Genomic DNA, 15,961 nt, shown 5'->3' with positions numbered 1-15,961 from the left:
CGGCCATGGCGGCCAACGCCCGGCACGTGATCGGCGAGGTGCTCGGCCACCCCGTACGCTGACGGGATTCTTGGGTTTTTTCCGGCGAGATGATTGTCTGTCCGGAGGAACTACGAGGAGGCCACCGGTGAGCCGTCAGATCGTGTCAATCGTGGGTGGGAAGGACACCACCGGCGAGAGCGTGTACGAGTCGACCAATCCCGCCCGCCCCGGCGAGGTCGTGGCCCGGGTCGGCCTGGCCGACGCCGCCGCGTTCGCCGCCGCCTGCCGCACCGCCAAGGAGGCCCAGCGCGAGTGGGCCAAGGTGCCGGCGCCGGTGCGCGGCCGGGTGATCGCCTCCATCGGGCGGCTGGTCGAGGCCAACGCCGAGAGCCTGGCCCGCCTGGTCACCAGGGAGATCGGCAAGCCGTACGCCGAGGCGCTGGGCGAGGTACGGGAGATCGTCGACACCTGCGACTTCTTCCTGGGCGAGGGCCGCAGGCTCTACGGGCAGACCGTTCCGTCCGAGATGCCGGACAAGAACCTGTTCACGTTCCGGAACCCGGTCGGGGTGGCCGCGGTGATCACGGCGGGCAACTTCCCCGTGGCCGTGCCCTCCTGGTACCTCGTGCCCGCGCTGCTGTGCGGCAACGCCGTGGTGTGGAAGCCCGCCGAGTACGCCGCCGCCTCCGCCGAGGCCATGTACCGGCTGTTCGCCGCCTCGGGCCTGCCCGACGGGGTGCTCAACGTGGTCTTCGCCGACGGCGCGCAGACCTTCGCGGGGCTGGAGGTGGCCCTTGCGGAGGGCAGCGTGCACAAGGTCGGCTTCACCGGGTCGAGCGAGGTCGGCAGGAAGGTCGGCGAGCTGTCCGGACGCCACCTGCAGTCGGCGTGCCTGGAGCTCGGCGGCAAGAACCCGATGGTCATCATGCCGGACGCCGATCTCGACCTGGCCGTCGAGGGCGCGCTGTTCTCCGGCTTCGGCACCGCCGGCCAGCGCTGCACCAGCCTCGGCACGGTCATCGTGCACGAGAGCGTGCACGACGAGTTCGTCGAGCGGTTCGCGCGGGCGGCCGGGGAGGCCAGGATCGGCGACCCCGAGCAGGACGTGCTGGCCGGCCCGCTGCTCGACCAGAAGTTCGCCGACCGGTACGAGGAGTACCTGACCTGGATCGAGCCGCACCACGAGGTCGTCTCGGGCAGCACCGGCAAGATCACCAAGGACAACCCGCGCGGCGACTTCGACGGCGACGGCGGCCTCTACTACCACCCGGTCATCGTCGACGGCGTGCGGCCCGGCGACCGGCTGTTCCTGGAGGAGACGTTCGGCCCGATCGTCGGCGTGACCACCTTCACCACCCTGGACGAGGCCGTCGAGCTGGCCAACCGCCCCGGTTACGGCCTGTCGAGCTCGATCTACACGACCAGCCCCAAGCACGCCTTCCGCTTCCGCGAGGGCATTTCGGCCGGCATGGTCAGCGTCAACAACTCCACCTCCGGCGCCGAGGCCCACTTGCCCTTCGGCGGCAACGGCAAGTCGGGCAACGGCAGCCGCCAGTCGGGCGTGTGGGTGCTCGACCAGTTCACCCGCTGGCAGGCCATGAACTGGGACTTCTCGGGCCGGCTGCAGAAGGCGCAGATGGACGTGGCGGAGATCGTCCCGGATCTGGAGTTCCGGATCTGAGAAAGGCGGAGCCGCCCCCGGGCCGGGGGCGGCTCTCACGCGTACGGGCGGATCAGACCTGGCCGGCCTTCTCCAGGGCCTCGCAGCAGGTGTTCACCAGCAGGCGGGTGACCACGTACGGGTCGACGTTGGCGTTCGGGCGGCGGTCCTCGATGTAGCCCTTCTTGTCCACCTCGACCTGCCACGGGATGCGTACGGACGCGCCGCGGTTGGACACGCCGTAGGTGTACTTGTTCCACGGGGCGGTCTCGTGGTGGCCGGTCAGGCGCAGCTCGATGTCGGCGCCGTACTGGGAGACGTGCTCCATGGGCTTGTCGCCCTCGCCGAGCGCCTCGCAGGCGGTGATGATGGCGTCGTAGCCCTCGCGCATGGCCTTGGTGGAGAAGTTGGTGTGCGCGCCGGCGCCGTTCCAGTCGCCGCGGGCGGGCTTGGCGTCGAGGGTGGCCTCGACGCCGAACTCCTCGGCCGTCCGGTAGAGCAGGTAGCGGGCGACCCACATGTGGTCGGAGACCTCAAGGGGGCCCGCCGGGCCGATCTGGAACTCCCACTGGCCGGGCATGACCTCGGCGTTGATGCCGGAGACGGCGAGGCCGGCCGCCAGGCAGCGGTCGAGGTGCAGCTCGACGATCTCGCGGCCGAACACGGCCTCGGCGCCCACGCCGCAGTAGTAGTGGCCCTGCGGGGCGGGGAAGCCGCCCTCGGGGAAGCCGAGCGGGCGGCTGCCCTTGAAGAAGGTGTACTCCTGCTCGATGCCGAACCAGGACTCCTGGTCGGCGTACCGCTCGGCGATCGGGCGGAGCAGGGCGCGGGTGTTGCTGGAGTGGGCCTCCCCGTCGATCTCCTCGACCTCGCACAGGACGAGCACGGCGTCGCCGCCGCGGATCGGGTCGGGGCAGGTGAACACCGGGCGGAGCACGCGGTCGGAGGCGTGGCCCTTGGCCTGGTTGGTGCTGGAGCCGTCGAAGCCCCAGACCGGAGGCTCGGCACCGTCGGCCAGGATCTTCGTCTTCGAGCGCAGCAGAGCCGTGGGCTCGGTGCCGTCGATCCAGATGTACTCAGCCTTGTAGCTCACGGTGATCCTTTCGGGATTTCTCTCAGCCACGCCGAGTCTTATGGACGGCCATTTCCCGGTTTTTGCCCGAATGTGAACGCCGTGTTAATCGTGCCGCCACCCGTGTCCCTATTAGGGGGTAAATCCAATAAAGGCGGTTAGCTGGGGCAGGTCGGTCGTCCGGGGGACGGCGGCCGTACGACGATCGAGGCCGGGGGATGATGATCATGGAGGATGTCTGGTTCGGCGCGCTTCTGGCGCCCGAGGCGGCGGCCGGCGACCGGGTCCTGCGCCACGCCGAGCTGGCCGACCGGCTGGGCCTGGACCTGATCGGCGTCCAGGACCATCCCTACCAGGCGGGCTTCCTCGACTCCTGGACCCTGCTGACCTCGATCGCGCAGCGCACCGAGCGCGTCCGGCTGGTGCCCGACGTGACGAACCTGCCGCTGCGCCCGCCCGCCGTGCTGGCCAGGGCCGCCGCCTCGCTCGACATCCTCAGCGGCGGCCGGGTGGAGCTGGGCCTCGGCGCGGGCGCGCTCTGGGACGCCATCGCCGCCATGGGCGGCCGCCGGCTCTCCCCCGGCGAGTCGATCGACGCGCTGGCCGAGGCGATCACCGTCATCCGGGCGCTGTGGACGCCGGGCGACCCGGTCACCTTCTCCGGCGCCCACCACCGGCTGGAGGGCGCCCGGCCGGGCCCGTTCCCGCCGCACCCGATCGGGATCTGGGTGGGCGCGACCAGGCGGCGGATGCTGGAGCTGACCGGGCGGACGGGCGACGGCTGGCTGACCTCCTCCTTCCACAGTCCACCCGAGGCCGTGACCGCGCAGGCCAGGATCATCGACGCGGCCGCCGAGGACGCCGGGCGCGACCCGGCCACGATCCGCAAGGTCTACAACCTCTGCGGCAGCCTGTCGCCGCTGCCCGGCGAGGGCTTCCTCGACGGTCCGGCCGCCCTGTGGGCCGAGCAGCTCACGGACCTGGTGTTCCGGGCGGGCATGAACGGGTTCGTGCTGGCCCCCGGGGTGGAGGCCGAGCGGGACCTGCGGGTGTTCGCCGAGGAGGTCGCCCCCGCCGTACGGGCGGCGGTGGCCAGGGAGCGCGGCCGGCCCGCGCCCGAGCCGGCCCGGCGGCCGGTGGTGATCCCCGACCTGGACGAGGCCGGCCGCCCCAGGACGGCGGGACGCGCCCCCGGCACCCTGACGCCCGACCAGGCCCGTCTCGGCCGCCGCCTGGTGGACGTGCACGACGGCTACCGCGCCCAGCTCCGCCAGGTCAGGGACGCGGTCGAGCAGGTGGCGGCCGAGACGGCGGCCCGGCACCCGGACGGCGGCCGGCTCGCGGTGCGCCAGAACCACTGGACGCTCGGCGTGTTCTGCGCGACCTTCCGCCGCCTGCTGACCGTGCACCACGAGGTCGAGAACGGCCGGACCTTCCCGGCCCTCACCGAGCACGACCCCGCCCTGGAGCCGGTGGTCAAGAAGCTGGAACAGGAGCACGAGGTCATCGCCGAGCTGCTGGCCCGCCTGGACCGGGCGTGCGCGGAGATGATCGCCGCCCCGGCCGGGATCGACCGGGTGCGGGCCGGCGTCGAACGGCTCTCGCAGGCCCTCGCCTCGCACTTCGCCTACGAGGAGGAGGAACTGGCCGAGGCCGTCGGCCGCCTGGAGATCCGTCTCTAGCCCGAGGAGCCTTCGTGGACGTGTCCGCGCCCGTGTGGTGGCTGACGATCCTGGGGATCGCCGGTCTGCTGCTGTTCGACTTCTTCTTCCACGTACGGCGGGCGCACGTCCCCACGCTGCGCGAGGCGGCCGTCTGGTCGGGCCTGTACGTCGGGATCGCCCTGCTGTTCGGCGTGGGCGTGTGGGTGTTCGGCGGCGCCGAGCCGGGCGCGGAGTACTTCGCCGGGTACGTGACCGAGAAGGCGCTGTCGGTCGACAACCTGTTCGTCTTCCTCGTCATCATGGCGAGCTTCCGGGTGCCGCGCGCCGACCAGCAGAAGGCCCTGCTGTTCGGCATCGTGTTCTCGCTGGTCGCCCGGACCGGGTTCATCCTCCTCGGGGCCGCGATGATCGAGACGTTCGCGTGGGTGTTCTACGTCTTCAGCCTGATCCTGCTGCTCACGGCGGGCAACCTGCTGCGGCCCGAGGGCAGCGAGGGCCACACCGACAACCTCATGGTCCGCCTGGCCCGCAGGGTGTTCCGCGCCTCCGACACCTACGACGGCGACCGGCTGTTCACGGTGCGGGACGGCAGGCGGGTGATGACGCCGATGCTGCTGGTCATGATCGCCCTGGCCGGCACCGACGTGCTGTTCGCGCTCGACTCCATCCCGGCCATCTTCGGCCTCACCCAGAACGTCTACCTGGTCTTCACCGCCACCGCCTTCTCCCTGCTGGGCCTGCGGCAGCTCTACTTCCTCATCGACGGCCTGCTCGACCGGCTCATCTACCTCGCCTACGGGCTGGCGGTCATCCTGGCCTTCATCGGCGTCAAGCTCGGGCTGCACGCGCTGCACGAGAACAACGTGCCGTTCGTCAACGGCGGCGAGCCGGTGAAGGTGACCGAGATCAGCACCGGGCTGTCCCTATCGGTGATCGTCGGCGTGCTGCTCGTCACCGTGGCCGCCTCGCTGGCCAGCCCCCGCGGCCGGGCGCAGAACGTGGCGTCGGCCGTACGCCGGCACGCCCAGGACTACCTCGACGTGGAGAAGGACCCGGCGCGGCGCGAGGAGGTCTACCGCGAGCTGCTCGCGGCCGAGGCGCGGCTGGGCGAGCTGCCGGACCGGCAGCGGGCCCACGTCGCCCGCGACGAGCGGCTGGCGGCCCTGGTGACCCGGGCGCACGCCGAGCACGACCCGTCTAGGTAGGGGTGGCCTGGCGGGAGGTCAGCGGCGCGGCGATGTGCTCCAGCGGCGTGCGCTCGGCCTTCACCCCGAACACGATCTCCACCACCCCCGCCGCCACCATCATCCCCGCGCCGAAGCAGTAGCCGTAGAACAGCCTGGTCGGGTCGGGGCTGTGCTGGTCGCCGATGAGCGAGGCGAAGACGGTCGGCCCGAACGCCCCCGCGACCTGCCCGAGCGCGAAGAAGATCGCGATGGCCTGGGCCCGCAGCTCGATCGGGAAGATCTCGCTCACGGTCAGGTACGCCGAGCTGGCCGCCGCCGAGGCGATGAAGAAGATCACGGACCAGAGCACGGTCTGCGTGACCGCCGTCAGCAGCCCCTCCTTGAACAACCAGCCGGTCACCGCCAGCAGCAGCCCCGACGTGATGTACGTGCCGGAGATCATCTGCCGGCGCCCGACCGTGTCGAACAGCCTGCCCAGCAGCAGCGGCCCGAGCAGGTTCCCGGCCGCGAAGGCGAACATGTACTGCGGCACCGAGCCCGCGGGGACGCCGTAGAAGTGCGTCAGCACCAGCGCGTACGTGAAGAAGATGGCGTTGTAGAGGAACGACTGGCAGATCATCAGCGTCGCCCCCAGCACCGAGCGCTGCGGGTACGTGCGGAACAACGTCCTGGCGACCTGCGACAGCGGCGCGTGGTGCTCGGGGACGACCTCCAGCGCCTGGTCCTGCGGCACCGGCTCCAGCGTGACCCGGTCCTCCCGCTCGACCTCCCGCTCGATGCGGCCGACGACCTGCTCGGCCTCCTCCTCGCGGCCGTGCGTCATCAGCCAGCGCGGGCTCTCCGGCAGGTGCCTGCGCAGCCGCCAGATGGCCAGGCCGATCACCGGCCCGACCACGAACCCCAGCCGCCAGGCCACGTCGGGCTCCAGCGGCCCGCCCGGGTGCAGCAGCAGGAACGTGGCCGAGGTGGCCAGCAGCGACCCCAGCCAGTACGTGCCGTTGATGGCCAGGTCGACGTGGCCCCGGTAGTGGGAGGGGATCATCTCGTCGATGGCGGAGTTGACGGCCGCGTACTCGCCGCCGATGCCCGCCCCGGCCACGAGACGCAGCAGCAGGAAGCTCCACAGGTCCCACGACAGGGCCGTCAGGCCGCTGGCGACCAGGTAGATGCCGAGCGTGAGGATGAACAGCTTCCTGCGGCCGAGCCGGTCGGACAGCCAGCCGAAGTAGAGCGCGCCGACCACCTCGCCCATCAGGTAGACGGTGGCCGACAGACCCACCTGCGTGGAGGTGAGGCCGAGCGTGTCGGGGCGCTGCAGGAACGCCCCGACGTTGCTGGCGATGGTGATCTCCAGCCCGTCGAGCACCCAGGCCACGCCGAGCGCGATCACCAGCCGGGTGTGGAACGGCGCCCACGGCAGTCGGTCCATCCGGGCGGGGACCAGGCTGCGTACGACGCCGTCCTTGCTCATGCCTCCTTACTGTAAGTGACCATACGATCACCCGTCGGCACGGGCCCCGTTGCCGTTGCCGTCGTAGCCGAGCAGCCGCATGGCCGTGTCCGGGTCCATGGCCGCGGCCAGGAGCTGGGCCCGCCGGTGGGCCTCGTCGCGCTCGCGTTCCGCCTTGGCCTGCGCCGCCCGTACGCCCCTGACCGCCACGAACGCCAGCCCGGCACCCACGATCACCCCGACGACCACGACGAACAGCAGGAGCAGCAGGGCCGGCGAGGCGAGCGCGGGAGCCGCCGCGACGCCCGTGCCCGGCACTGTGCCGGCCACTGTGCCGGTCACTGTGCCGGTCACCGCCAGCGCCGCGATGAGGGCCAGCGCGATCAGCCCGAGCAGGCTGGCCACGACCAGCCACGCCCGCCCGGCGCGCCGCCGCGGACGGAGCTCGGGGCCCGCCACGGGAACCGGCGCCGGGGTCGGGCCCACCGTCGGGACCACGCCCGGCACCGGGACCGCCGCGGGCCTCGGGCCGGGCGACCAGGGCACGAACTCGGGCCGGTCCACGGCCTGCTCCACGCCCTGGCCGACCCGGGTGACCTCGGCCGTGATCACCTGCGCCACCGCCGTGCCGGCGCCCGCGGCCGGGGCGGCGAAGGCCACCGCCCGCGGCTCGGCCTCCTCCTCCACCGGGCCGGGCAGCTCGCGATCGATGCGGCTGTGCTCCTTGTGCGCCCTGGCCGCGTCGTGGTGGTAGTCCTCAAGCTGCTCGTAGAGCTCGTCGGAGGCGTAGATCGTGCCGTTGACGAGCGGTCCGGGCTCCCCGCGGATGACGGCCACCACGTCGTCGCCGTTGAGCGTCTTGTGCGTCTCCAGCGCGTGCGCCAGGCACAGCACCTCCCTGCGGTGTTCCTCCAGCAGCCGCTCGGTCTTCTCCAGCAGCCGCACCAGGTTGAACTCGATCCGCTCGCCCAGCACGTCGGGGGTCAGGTCGGGCTGGGCGCGCACCGGCTCGCGCTCGGTGATGCCGATGCCCCCGCCCCCGCCGGGCCGGCCGCGCACGGCCTTGCCGCCGTGGATGTCCAGCTCCTGGAGCGCGGGCAGCGAGGTGACGCCCGACCCCATCCCCCAGTACGACTCCATCAGCGCGGTGAGGAACGTGGCCGCGTGCAGGTCGCCGGAGACGCCGGAGGAGTTGTCCTCGCCGAAGAACATGCGCTCGCCGGCCAGCGAGGCCAGGGAGACCATGATGTCGGCCTCGTACTCGGACTTCCAGCGGGTGAACTGGTCCTCGGGCTTGATCGAGGCGACCATGCCCAGGTAGTCGGCGCCCTTCTCGATGGTGGCGATGTCGATCTCCAGGTGGAACCGGGTCACGTACGCCACCACGGCGTGGCACGCCTCGTGCACGGCCACCGCGTGCCGCTCGCGCTCGATGTACTCGACGTCCTCGGGCGGGCCGAGCTGCTTGAGCCGCTTGGCGCGCAGCACGTCCGACCAGGTGATGACCTCCCGCCCGTCGCGGATGGCGGTGATCAGCGACTCGTTGACCAGGTCCTTGATCGTGGCCCCGGTCGCGTACGGCGTGATCGTGGCCAGCTTGTCGATCTGCTGCTCGGTGAGCTCGTGCTCGACCTTGTCGAAGTAGCCCTGGTACGTCCGGACCCGTCCGGCCTTGGACGGGTAGCCGACCTTGTAGATGCGGTCGATACGGCCCGGCCGCAGCAGCGCCTCGTCCAGCGCGTCGGGCCGGTTGGTGGCCATCATGACGAGGATGCGGTATTTGGGCGGCGGCTTGGGCCGCATCCCGAGCAGCCGCCTGACCAGCCGGTTGAAGAAGCCGCGCGGCTTCTTGAGCCCGGACAGCTCGGTGAGCAGCGCCTGGAGGGTGCCGGGGTCGCCGCTGTTCATCATGCCGCCGCCGGCGAAGAAGCGCTCGCGCCAGGTGCCCGGCGGCTCGTCGGCCTCGCGGCGGCCCTTGAAGGCCAGCACCGAGCGCGTCTCCTCCGACAGGTACGTCATCCCGTGGCAGCCGGAGTGCGCCGAGAAGCCGCCCTGCCCGGGCGGCCCCTGCTGGGCCAGCTTGCCGCGCTTGCCGAGCGAGTCGGCCTCGTCGAAGAAGACGATCACGCCGCCGTACCGCAACGCCAGCTTGCGCAGCTTTCTGAACAGGCCCTTGACCTTCAGGATGCCGATGCCCATGAACATGTTCGTGAAGGCTCCCGGATCCACGAACACGTACGGCTTGCCGGTCTCGCCGGCCACGGCCTCGGCCATCAGGGTCTTGCCGGTGCCGGGCGGGCCCCACAGCAGCAGGCCGCTGGGCACGTACCCGCCGCGCCGCTCGATCTCGTCGGGCCGCTCCAGGAAGACGATGTTCTCCTGCACCCGCTCGACCACGTGGTCCTGGCCCCAGACGTCGGCGAAGCGGGTCTTGATGTCGTCGGGGAAGTACGTCTCCACGCCGCCCCTGGACAGGAACCAGAACAGGCCGACGAACTGGATGATGACGAAGAAGAACAGGAAGACTAGCTGCATCAGGAACGGCAGCGCCTGCCAGATCAGCGTCGGCGCCTGCAACAGGGCGACGAACGGGCTGACGTCCAGCACGGCCCCCGCCACGAGCGCGGTCAGCGTGACGAAGAAGGCGATCTTGAGGGCCCTGGAGATGCGGTACCTGGTCCAGTCGTCGAAGCGCCGGTGCGTCCACCGCTCGAACCCGCCGAAGACCTTCTGGCTCCAGAACCGGTGGTAGCCCGACCAGTGCTCGCTGACGAGGAAGTGCAGTTGCCGCGCGGCCTCCGCGCCGAGCAGCCAGAAGATCCACTGGTACTCGTAGCCGATCTTCCGAGCCGCCTCGGGGAAGGTCACCACGCCCGTCCAGTCGGCCATCACCTTCCAGGTGAGGATCAGGTAGGCCAGGACCAGCGCGATGAGGAACTTGCTCCGGTCCCAGAACTGCATCTTCTTCCTGGTCACGGAGTCCGGGTCGGAGGGCCCGCTGCCGGGGGCGCGCAGCCCTTCGTGCTGAACCGTGCTCGTCTCTGGGGTGGTCACTGGCGCTCCCTCATCCGGGCAGCCGGAGCAGCTTGAAAGAACCCGCGATCTTGTCGAACTCGGCGCCGCGGTCGCGGAAGCAGGTCGCCTGGCAGCCGATGAGCATGACCGAGACCGTCGCGCCCTTCCCGTCGAGGATCGCGGTCTGGTCGAACGTCTGGACGTCGACGCCGATCTGGTAGTTGAAGCGCACCCGTACGCCCTTGGCGCCGTTGTCCAGGGCGAGGACGTCGTCGCTGAGGAGCTCGAAGTTGGCGAACATGGGCGGCCGGCCGGTGGTCGTGGCCTGCTGCTCGTACGCCTCGCGCATCGGGTCGGTCACCGGCAGGACGAAGTCGCGCAGCCGGTTGAGCGAGATCGCGTCGCGCTGCTGCTCGGTGAGCTTGTGCACGGTGGCGTACACGAAGGGGTCGGACGAGCTCAGCAGGTGGTTGACCGACGGCTCGGACGACTGGTCGAACGCCGTGGACCAGACCCGCTGCGCGCGTGTCGCCGCCGCCAGCGAACCGGGCCGGTCACCGGTCAGATACAGTTCGATCGGATAGGCGTTGAGCTGGGTGAACGAGGCGGGCACCTTGAAATAGGTGGTGCCTTCCCTGTCCCGTACGTAGGTGAAATCCGGCTGCCCGCACGCCGACAGCATGAGGACCGCGACCATGAGCGCGATCCAAGCCCGTGTTTTCGTCACCAGGGCTTACCTCCGCTTTACGGACCAACGGAGTTGTTGTGCCCGCTTTCATGCGGAATGAGGCCGGATGCACGCTGAGAAATCTTGACCAAATCTTGGCCATTGATTGGCTTTACTTGTTACACATCCACAAAACGTGGTATGCGCCGGTCCGCCACACTCTACGGTCGCCCGGGATACAACGTTCGTGCAACCCCCATTGGTTCACCACAGGAAGTAGCAAAGGATATGAGGACGCCCATCCCGAGCCTCGGAGCGCACCATGAAAGAACCCGCGACGGAGACCGTCGATCCCTTCGGCATGACGGCTGAGCGGCAGTTCGCCGACCTGTGGTCGAGGACCGCCCTGTCGGTCAAGGAGCGCCGGCTGCTGCTGCTCGGGCTGCTCGTCGGACAGGGGCTCGACGACATGACCGGCGTGCAGCTCGACGTCGCGCTGCGCGCGGGCGACCTGAGCGAGAGCGAGCTGCGGGAGGTGGTGGTGTTCCTGACCCACTACGCCGGATGGACGCGCGGGTCGCGGCTCAACGACCAGGTCGAGGAGCTGATCGAGCGGGTCAGGCAGGCTCGATCCGGTAGAGCGGACCCCGCAGGCTGAGCGCGTACAGCTCGCCGTCGAGCCCCTCCCCGAACGACGAGAGCTGCTCGACCCGGCCGATCTCGGCCGCCTTCGACGGCTCCCCCGCGGGCGCGGCCCTGACCCAGCCCGCGCAGAAGTCCCCGTACAGGAAGCTGCCGCGCAGCCAGGGCAGGGCGGCGCCGCGGTAGACGTACCCGGCGATCACCGAGCAGTTGCCGTCCTTGTGCAGCGGGTAGGTGATGACCGGCTCGGTCAGGCCGCGGCCCGTGCCGCCGCGGAAGGGCCGCTCGCCCTCGCGCAGGTTCCAGCCGTAGTTCTCGCCGCCCTCGGAGGCGGCCGGCTGGTGGTCGATCTCCTCCACCTCGTCCTGGCCGACGTCGCCGATCCACAGGTCGCCGGTGCGCCGGTCGAAGCCGAACCGCCACGGGTTGCGCAGGCCGTAGGCCCAGATCTCGGCCCGCGCGCCGTCCTTCCCGGCGAACGGGTTGTCCTCGGGCACCTTGTACGGCCTGCCGCGCGGGTCGATGCGCAGGATCTTGCCCAGCAGCGTGCCGAGGTCCTGGCCGTTGCCCTGCGGGTCGCCGGCGCTGCCGCCGTCGCCGAGCCCGACGTAGAGATGGCCGTCGGGGCCGAAGGCGAGCTGGCCGCCGTTGTGGTTGGCGTAGGGCTGCTCCTGGGTGAGCACGTCGCGCCGGCCGGTGGCACGCCGCCCGTCGAAGGCCCATTCGGTGACGTGGGTGGCGCCGCGCGCGTCGGTCCAGTCGAGGTAGAGCCAGCGGCCCGAGGGATGGAAGGCCACGCCGAGCAGGCCCTGCTCGTTGCCGCCGCTCACCTCGCCCGACAGGTCCACGAGGACGTCGCCGTCCGTGGCGCGCAGCCGGCCGCCCTGCTCGGCGACGTAGAGCCGCTCGTCGCCCGCGCGCACGGCGAAGGCGACCGGCCGCTCGAACCGGCCGAGCTCGCGGAAGCGCACCTGCCCGTGCTCGGGAGCGCTCTTCGGCGCGGGATCCGCCGTCGCGGAGGTCGCGCTAGGAGCTGTCGTGGAGGTCGCGGTGGGAGCTGTCGTGGAAGCCGGGGCGAGGGGCACGGAGGCCGGGCCGGGTGGAGGCGGGGCGGCCGAGCAGGCGGTGAGGGCCAGGAGGAGCACGGCCGCGAGGGGGCGCACGCCGTCCATACTCGCACGCCCGATCGAGGACGTTAAGGTTCAGAGCATGCCTACCGCATTGATCACGGGCGCCACCGCCGGCATCGGCGCCGCCTTCGCCCGCCGCCTGGCCGCCGACGCCTGCTCGCTCGTCCTGGTCGCCCGCGACGAGCAGCGGCTCGTCCAGGTCGCCGACCAGCTCAAGCTCAGGTACGGCGTCGGCGTCGAGGTGCTGCCCGCCGACCTGGCCACCGAGGAGGGCCTGGCCAAGGTCGAGTCGAGGCTCCGCGACGGCGTCGACCTGCTGGTGAACAACGCCGGCTTCGGCCACCCCGGCGACTTCCTCAAGGTGCCGGTCGAGGACGAGCTGCGCATGCTCAAGGTCCACTGCGAGGCCGTGCTGCGGCTCACCCTGGCGGCGCTGCCCGCGATGCGCAAGCGCGACCGGGGCGCGGTGATCAACGTGGCGTCGGTGGCGGCGTTCTTCTCGCGCGGCACCTACAGCGCGTCGAAGGCGTGGGTGGTCAACTTCAGCGAGTCCGCGGCCAACGACGTGCGCAACCCGCGGATCAAGATCATGGCGCTGTGCCCCGGTTTCGTGCGGACCGAGTTCCACCAGCGGGCGTCCATGGACACCTCGGGCATCCCCGGCTTCCTGTGGCTGAAGGCCGACAACGTGGTCAGGGACGCCCTGCGCGACCTCGCGCTCGGCAAGCGGGTCTCGGTGCCCGACCTGCGCTACAAGGCCATCGTGGCGATCGGCCGGCTGGTGCCGCACAACCTGGCCGGGCGCGTGTCGGCCCGGCTCGGCCGCCGCTGAGGCGGGGCGTAGGACAAGATGGGCCCCCGCCGCGGGAGGGGGTCGCGGTGGGGGCCCGGGACGGCCGTGAGGAACTCACGGCCGGGAACCGGCAGATCCGGCTGGACCTGCTAGCGGTTGGCCTCGTGGCCGATGGCCAGGCCGCTCGTCGGGTCGAAGAAGTGCAGGTTGTGCGTGTCCAGGACCAGGTCGATGCGCTGGCCGGGACGCGCGTGGCTGCGGGCGTTGACGCGGGCGGTCCACAGGGACTTGTCGCCCACGAGCGGCAGCGCCGCCTCCTCGTCGTCGCCCGTGTCGGCGGCGGCGACGGTGTCCTTGTGCTCGACCGGCGGGGCGTCGATGAGGAACAGCACGTTGATCTCGGAGCCCAGCTCCTCGGTGACCTCCACCTTGACCGGCAGGGTGGCCCAGCCGTTGGCGTGGTTGCCGGCCGAGTTGGCGTCCTCGAAGTCCGACGGGCGGATGCCGAGGATGACCTTCTTGCCGATGTACTGGTCGAGGCCAGGCTTGTCGGCGAACGCCGAGTCGGGGATCGGCAGGCTGATGTCGGCGAAGCGGACGACCGCGCCGTTGTCGCGGACCAGTTCGGCGGTGACGAAGTTCATCGAGGGCGAGCCCATGAAGCCGGCGACGAACAGGTTGACCGGCTTGTCGAACAGGTTCTGCGGGGTGTCGACCTGCTGGAGCAGACCGTCGCGCAGGACGCAGACGCGGTCGCCCAGGGTCATGGCCTCGACCTGGTCGTGGGTGACGTACACCGTGGTGACGCCGAGGCGCTCGTGCAGGGTGTTGAGCGAGGCGCGCATGGAGACGCGGAGCTTGGCGTCGAGGTTCGACAGCGGCTCGTCCATGAGGAAGGCCTGCGGCTCGCGGACGATGGCGCGGCCCATGGCGACACGCTGGCGCTGACCACCGGACAGGGCGGCCGGCTTGCGCTTGAGGTAGGTCTCCAGGCCGAGCATCTTGGCGGCCTCGTTGACCCGCTTCTGGATCTCCGGCTTGGGCATCTTGCGAAGCTTGAGGCCGAAGGCGAGGTTCTCCTCGACCGTCATGTGCGGGTAGAGCGCGTAGTTCTGGAAGACCATCGCGATGTCGCGGTCCTTGGGCGGCAGGTGGTTGACCACCTTGTCGCCGATGGCGATCTCGCCGCCACTGATGTCCTCAAGGCCGGCGATCATCCGGAGCGCGGTCGACTTGCCGCAACCGGACGGGCCGACCAGCACCATGAACTCGCCGTCCTTGATCTCAAGGTTCAGCCCGTTCACGGCCTTCACGCCACCGGCGTAGATCTTGTCGACGTTCGTCAGAACGATGGATGCCATGACATTCCTTCGCGCTCCAGGGCGATCGGCCCGGATGTTGGTTCTCGGTTCCCGTGGATACGTTTTCACGTATCTCACCCGAAACGGACATCGGTGTCAAGGGGTGCCGCGTGACCAGCCCTTGTGGACCCGGTCCGCTTCCGGCGGAACGGAATCCATGATGGAATCGTTTCCATGGAGAAGCGGGCGACGATCAAGGATGTGGCCGAGGCGGCGGGCGTCGGCGTCGCGACCGTGTCCCGGGTGTTGTCGGGCGGCTCGGCCAGCCCGAGCACCAGGGAACGCGTCCTGGCCGTCGCCGCCCAGCTCGACTACCGGCCCAGCGCCCTCGGCCGCAACCTGCGCCAGCGCCGCACCGGCGGCCTGGGCCTGCTGGTGCCCGACCTCACCGACACCTTCTACGGCCAGCTGTCCGAGGGCGTGCTGGCCTGCGCCCGGTCGGCGGGCGAGCCGGTCGTGCTGGGCTCGACGGGCGGCGACCCGGAGCAGGAGGCCGAGCTGATCGGCATGCTCCTCGAACAGAGCGTCGACCGGGTCATCGCGGTGCCCTCCGGCGACGCCGAGACGTGGGCCCCGGCGCTCAGGGCGGGCATGACGGTGGTCTTCGCCGACCGCCTGCCGCCCGAGGCCGGGCGCGAGGAGGAGCACGACCGCGACCCCGCCGAAAGCGCCCTCGACGATCTCATGCTCCTCGACGGCGTGCCCCCGCGCGGGCGCGTCCCCGAGGGCGCCGCGCGTCCGCCGGACGTGCCCGCCGTCCTGGCCGACGACCGCGCGGGCATCCGTACGGCCGTGCGCTACCTCAGGGGCCTCGGCCATCGTCGCATCGCCTTCCTCGGCGGCCCCGGGCACGACCGGCGGGCCGACGCCTTCCGCGAGGCCGTGGGCGCGCCGGTGGACGAGGAGCTGGTGGTGTTCGGCACCGGCAGCCGCGACTCGGCGTACGCCGCCGCCTCGGGCCTGTTCCAGAGCCGTCCCGACCTGTCGGCCGTCGTCGCGGGCGGGAACGTCCTGGGCGAGGCGGCCGTGCTGGCCGCCCGCGAGCTGGACCTGCGGGTGCCCAGGGACGTGTCGCTGGTGATGTACGACGACGTGCCCTGGGCCGAGCTGTGCGCCCCGCCGCTGACCGTGATCGCCCAGCCCGGGCGGGACATGGGATACCGGGCGTGCGAGCTGGTGCTGCGCGAGGGCACCCGGCGGGCCCGCACGGTGGTGCTGCCCACCGAGCTGATCATCCGCGGGAGCTGCGGCCCCCGCAGGTGACCGCGGGTTCGCAGCACCACCTCTCAGCCGCGTAGTACCTCAGAGCTACGCGGAAGGTGCATCCTCCAGCGGGAA

The 15,961-nt window shown here is 71.0% G+C and carries 12 protein-coding genes; 6 read left to right on the top strand and 6 right to left on the bottom strand.

From position 1 onward, the window contains the following. Nucleotides 1-127: 127 nt before the first annotated feature. Nucleotides 128-1,663 (top strand): aldehyde dehydrogenase family protein, encoded by a 1,536-nt coding sequence (locus tag ACIHAD_RS08160; RefSeq protein WP_397353627.1) that lies wholly within the window; start codon nt 128-130, stop codon nt 1,661-1,663. 52 nt (nt 1,664-1,715) lie between these two features. Here ACIHAD_RS08160 and glnII read toward each other — a convergent pair whose 3' ends face one another. After that, nucleotides 1,716-2,735, bottom strand: a complete 1,020-nt coding sequence (gene glnII, locus ACIHAD_RS08155; RefSeq protein ID WP_397353626.1) for a glutamine synthetase — start codon at nt 2,733-2,735, stop codon at nt 1,716-1,718. Nucleotides 2,736-2,941: 206 nt separating this feature from the next. Between glnII and ACIHAD_RS08150 the strand changes: the two genes are divergently transcribed. Next, a complete protein-coding gene (locus ACIHAD_RS08150) occupies nt 2,942-4,396 on the top strand; it encodes an LLM class flavin-dependent oxidoreductase (RefSeq protein ID WP_397353625.1) in 1,455 nt (484 codons plus the stop codon). Between the two features lie 14 nt (nt 4,397-4,410). Further along, the gene (locus ACIHAD_RS08145) at nt 4,411-5,583 is read left to right on the top strand and encodes a TerC family protein (RefSeq protein WP_397353624.1); all 1,173 of its coding nucleotides are present in this window, start codon (nt 4,411-4,413) and stop codon (nt 5,581-5,583) included. Here ACIHAD_RS08145 and ACIHAD_RS08140 read toward each other — a convergent pair. Genes ACIHAD_RS08140 through ACIHAD_RS08130 form a run of 3 tightly spaced genes read right to left on the bottom strand, consistent with a single transcriptional unit; the run spans nt 5,576 to nt 10,757 of the window. Continuing rightward, on the bottom strand, nt 5,576-7,036 hold the full coding sequence (locus ACIHAD_RS08140) for an MFS transporter (protein WP_397353623.1): 1,461 nt from the start codon (nt 7,034-7,036) through the stop codon (nt 5,576-5,578). The two genes, ACIHAD_RS08145 and ACIHAD_RS08140, sit on opposite strands and share 8 nt — an antisense overlap. Before the next feature lie 27 nt (nt 7,037-7,063). Next, complete coding sequence (locus ACIHAD_RS08135; protein ID WP_397353622.1) at nt 7,064-10,069, bottom strand: AAA family ATPase; 3,006 nt, start codon at nt 10,067-10,069, stop codon at nt 7,064-7,066. Between the two features lie 10 nt (nt 10,070-10,079). Continuing rightward, on the bottom strand, nt 10,080-10,757 hold the full coding sequence (locus ACIHAD_RS08130) for a lipoprotein (protein ID WP_397353621.1): 678 nt from the start codon (nt 10,755-10,757) through the stop codon (nt 10,080-10,082). A 262-nt stretch (nt 10,758-11,019) separates the two neighbouring features. Between ACIHAD_RS08130 and ACIHAD_RS08125 the strand changes: the two genes are divergently transcribed. Beyond that, on the top strand, nt 11,020-11,355 hold the full coding sequence (locus ACIHAD_RS08125) for a carboxymuconolactone decarboxylase family protein (protein WP_397353620.1): 336 nt from the start codon (nt 11,020-11,022) through the stop codon (nt 11,353-11,355). Here ACIHAD_RS08125 and ACIHAD_RS08120 read toward each other — a convergent pair. Then, nucleotides 11,315-12,502, bottom strand: coding sequence for a PQQ-dependent sugar dehydrogenase (locus ACIHAD_RS08120; protein ID WP_397353619.1), 1,188 nt, complete (start codon nt 12,500-12,502; stop codon nt 11,315-11,317). The two genes, ACIHAD_RS08125 and ACIHAD_RS08120, sit on opposite strands and share 41 nt — an antisense overlap. Before the next feature lie 46 nt (nt 12,503-12,548). Between ACIHAD_RS08120 and ACIHAD_RS08115 the strand changes: the two genes are divergently transcribed. Continuing rightward, entirely contained in the window at nt 12,549-13,301 is a 753-nt protein-coding gene (locus ACIHAD_RS08115) for an SDR family NAD(P)-dependent oxidoreductase (protein WP_397353618.1), read from the top strand. A 110-nt stretch (nt 13,302-13,411) separates the two neighbouring features. Here the strand turns inward: ACIHAD_RS08115 and ACIHAD_RS08110 are convergent, their stop codons facing one another. Then, nucleotides 13,412-14,623 carry an ABC transporter ATP-binding protein gene (locus ACIHAD_RS08110; RefSeq protein ID WP_397353616.1) on the bottom strand — a complete coding sequence of 404 codons (1,212 nt, stop codon included), beginning with the start codon at nt 14,621-14,623 and terminating at the stop codon, nt 13,412-13,414. Between the two features lie 174 nt (nt 14,624-14,797). Between ACIHAD_RS08110 and ACIHAD_RS08105 the strand changes: the two genes are divergently transcribed. Further along, complete coding sequence (locus ACIHAD_RS08105) at nt 14,798-15,886, top strand: LacI family DNA-binding transcriptional regulator (protein WP_397353615.1); 1,089 nt, start codon at nt 14,798-14,800, stop codon at nt 15,884-15,886. Nucleotides 15,887-15,961 lie beyond the last annotated feature (75 nt).

It is taken from the genome of Nonomuraea sp. NPDC052265 (genome assembly GCF_044547985.1).
In the GTDB taxonomy this organism is placed as follows: Bacteria; Actinomycetota; Actinomycetes; order Streptosporangiales; family Streptosporangiaceae; genus Nonomuraea.
The sequence above is the reverse complement of the archived record's forward strand: the minus strand, read 5'-3'. Positions and strand labels throughout refer to the sequence as shown.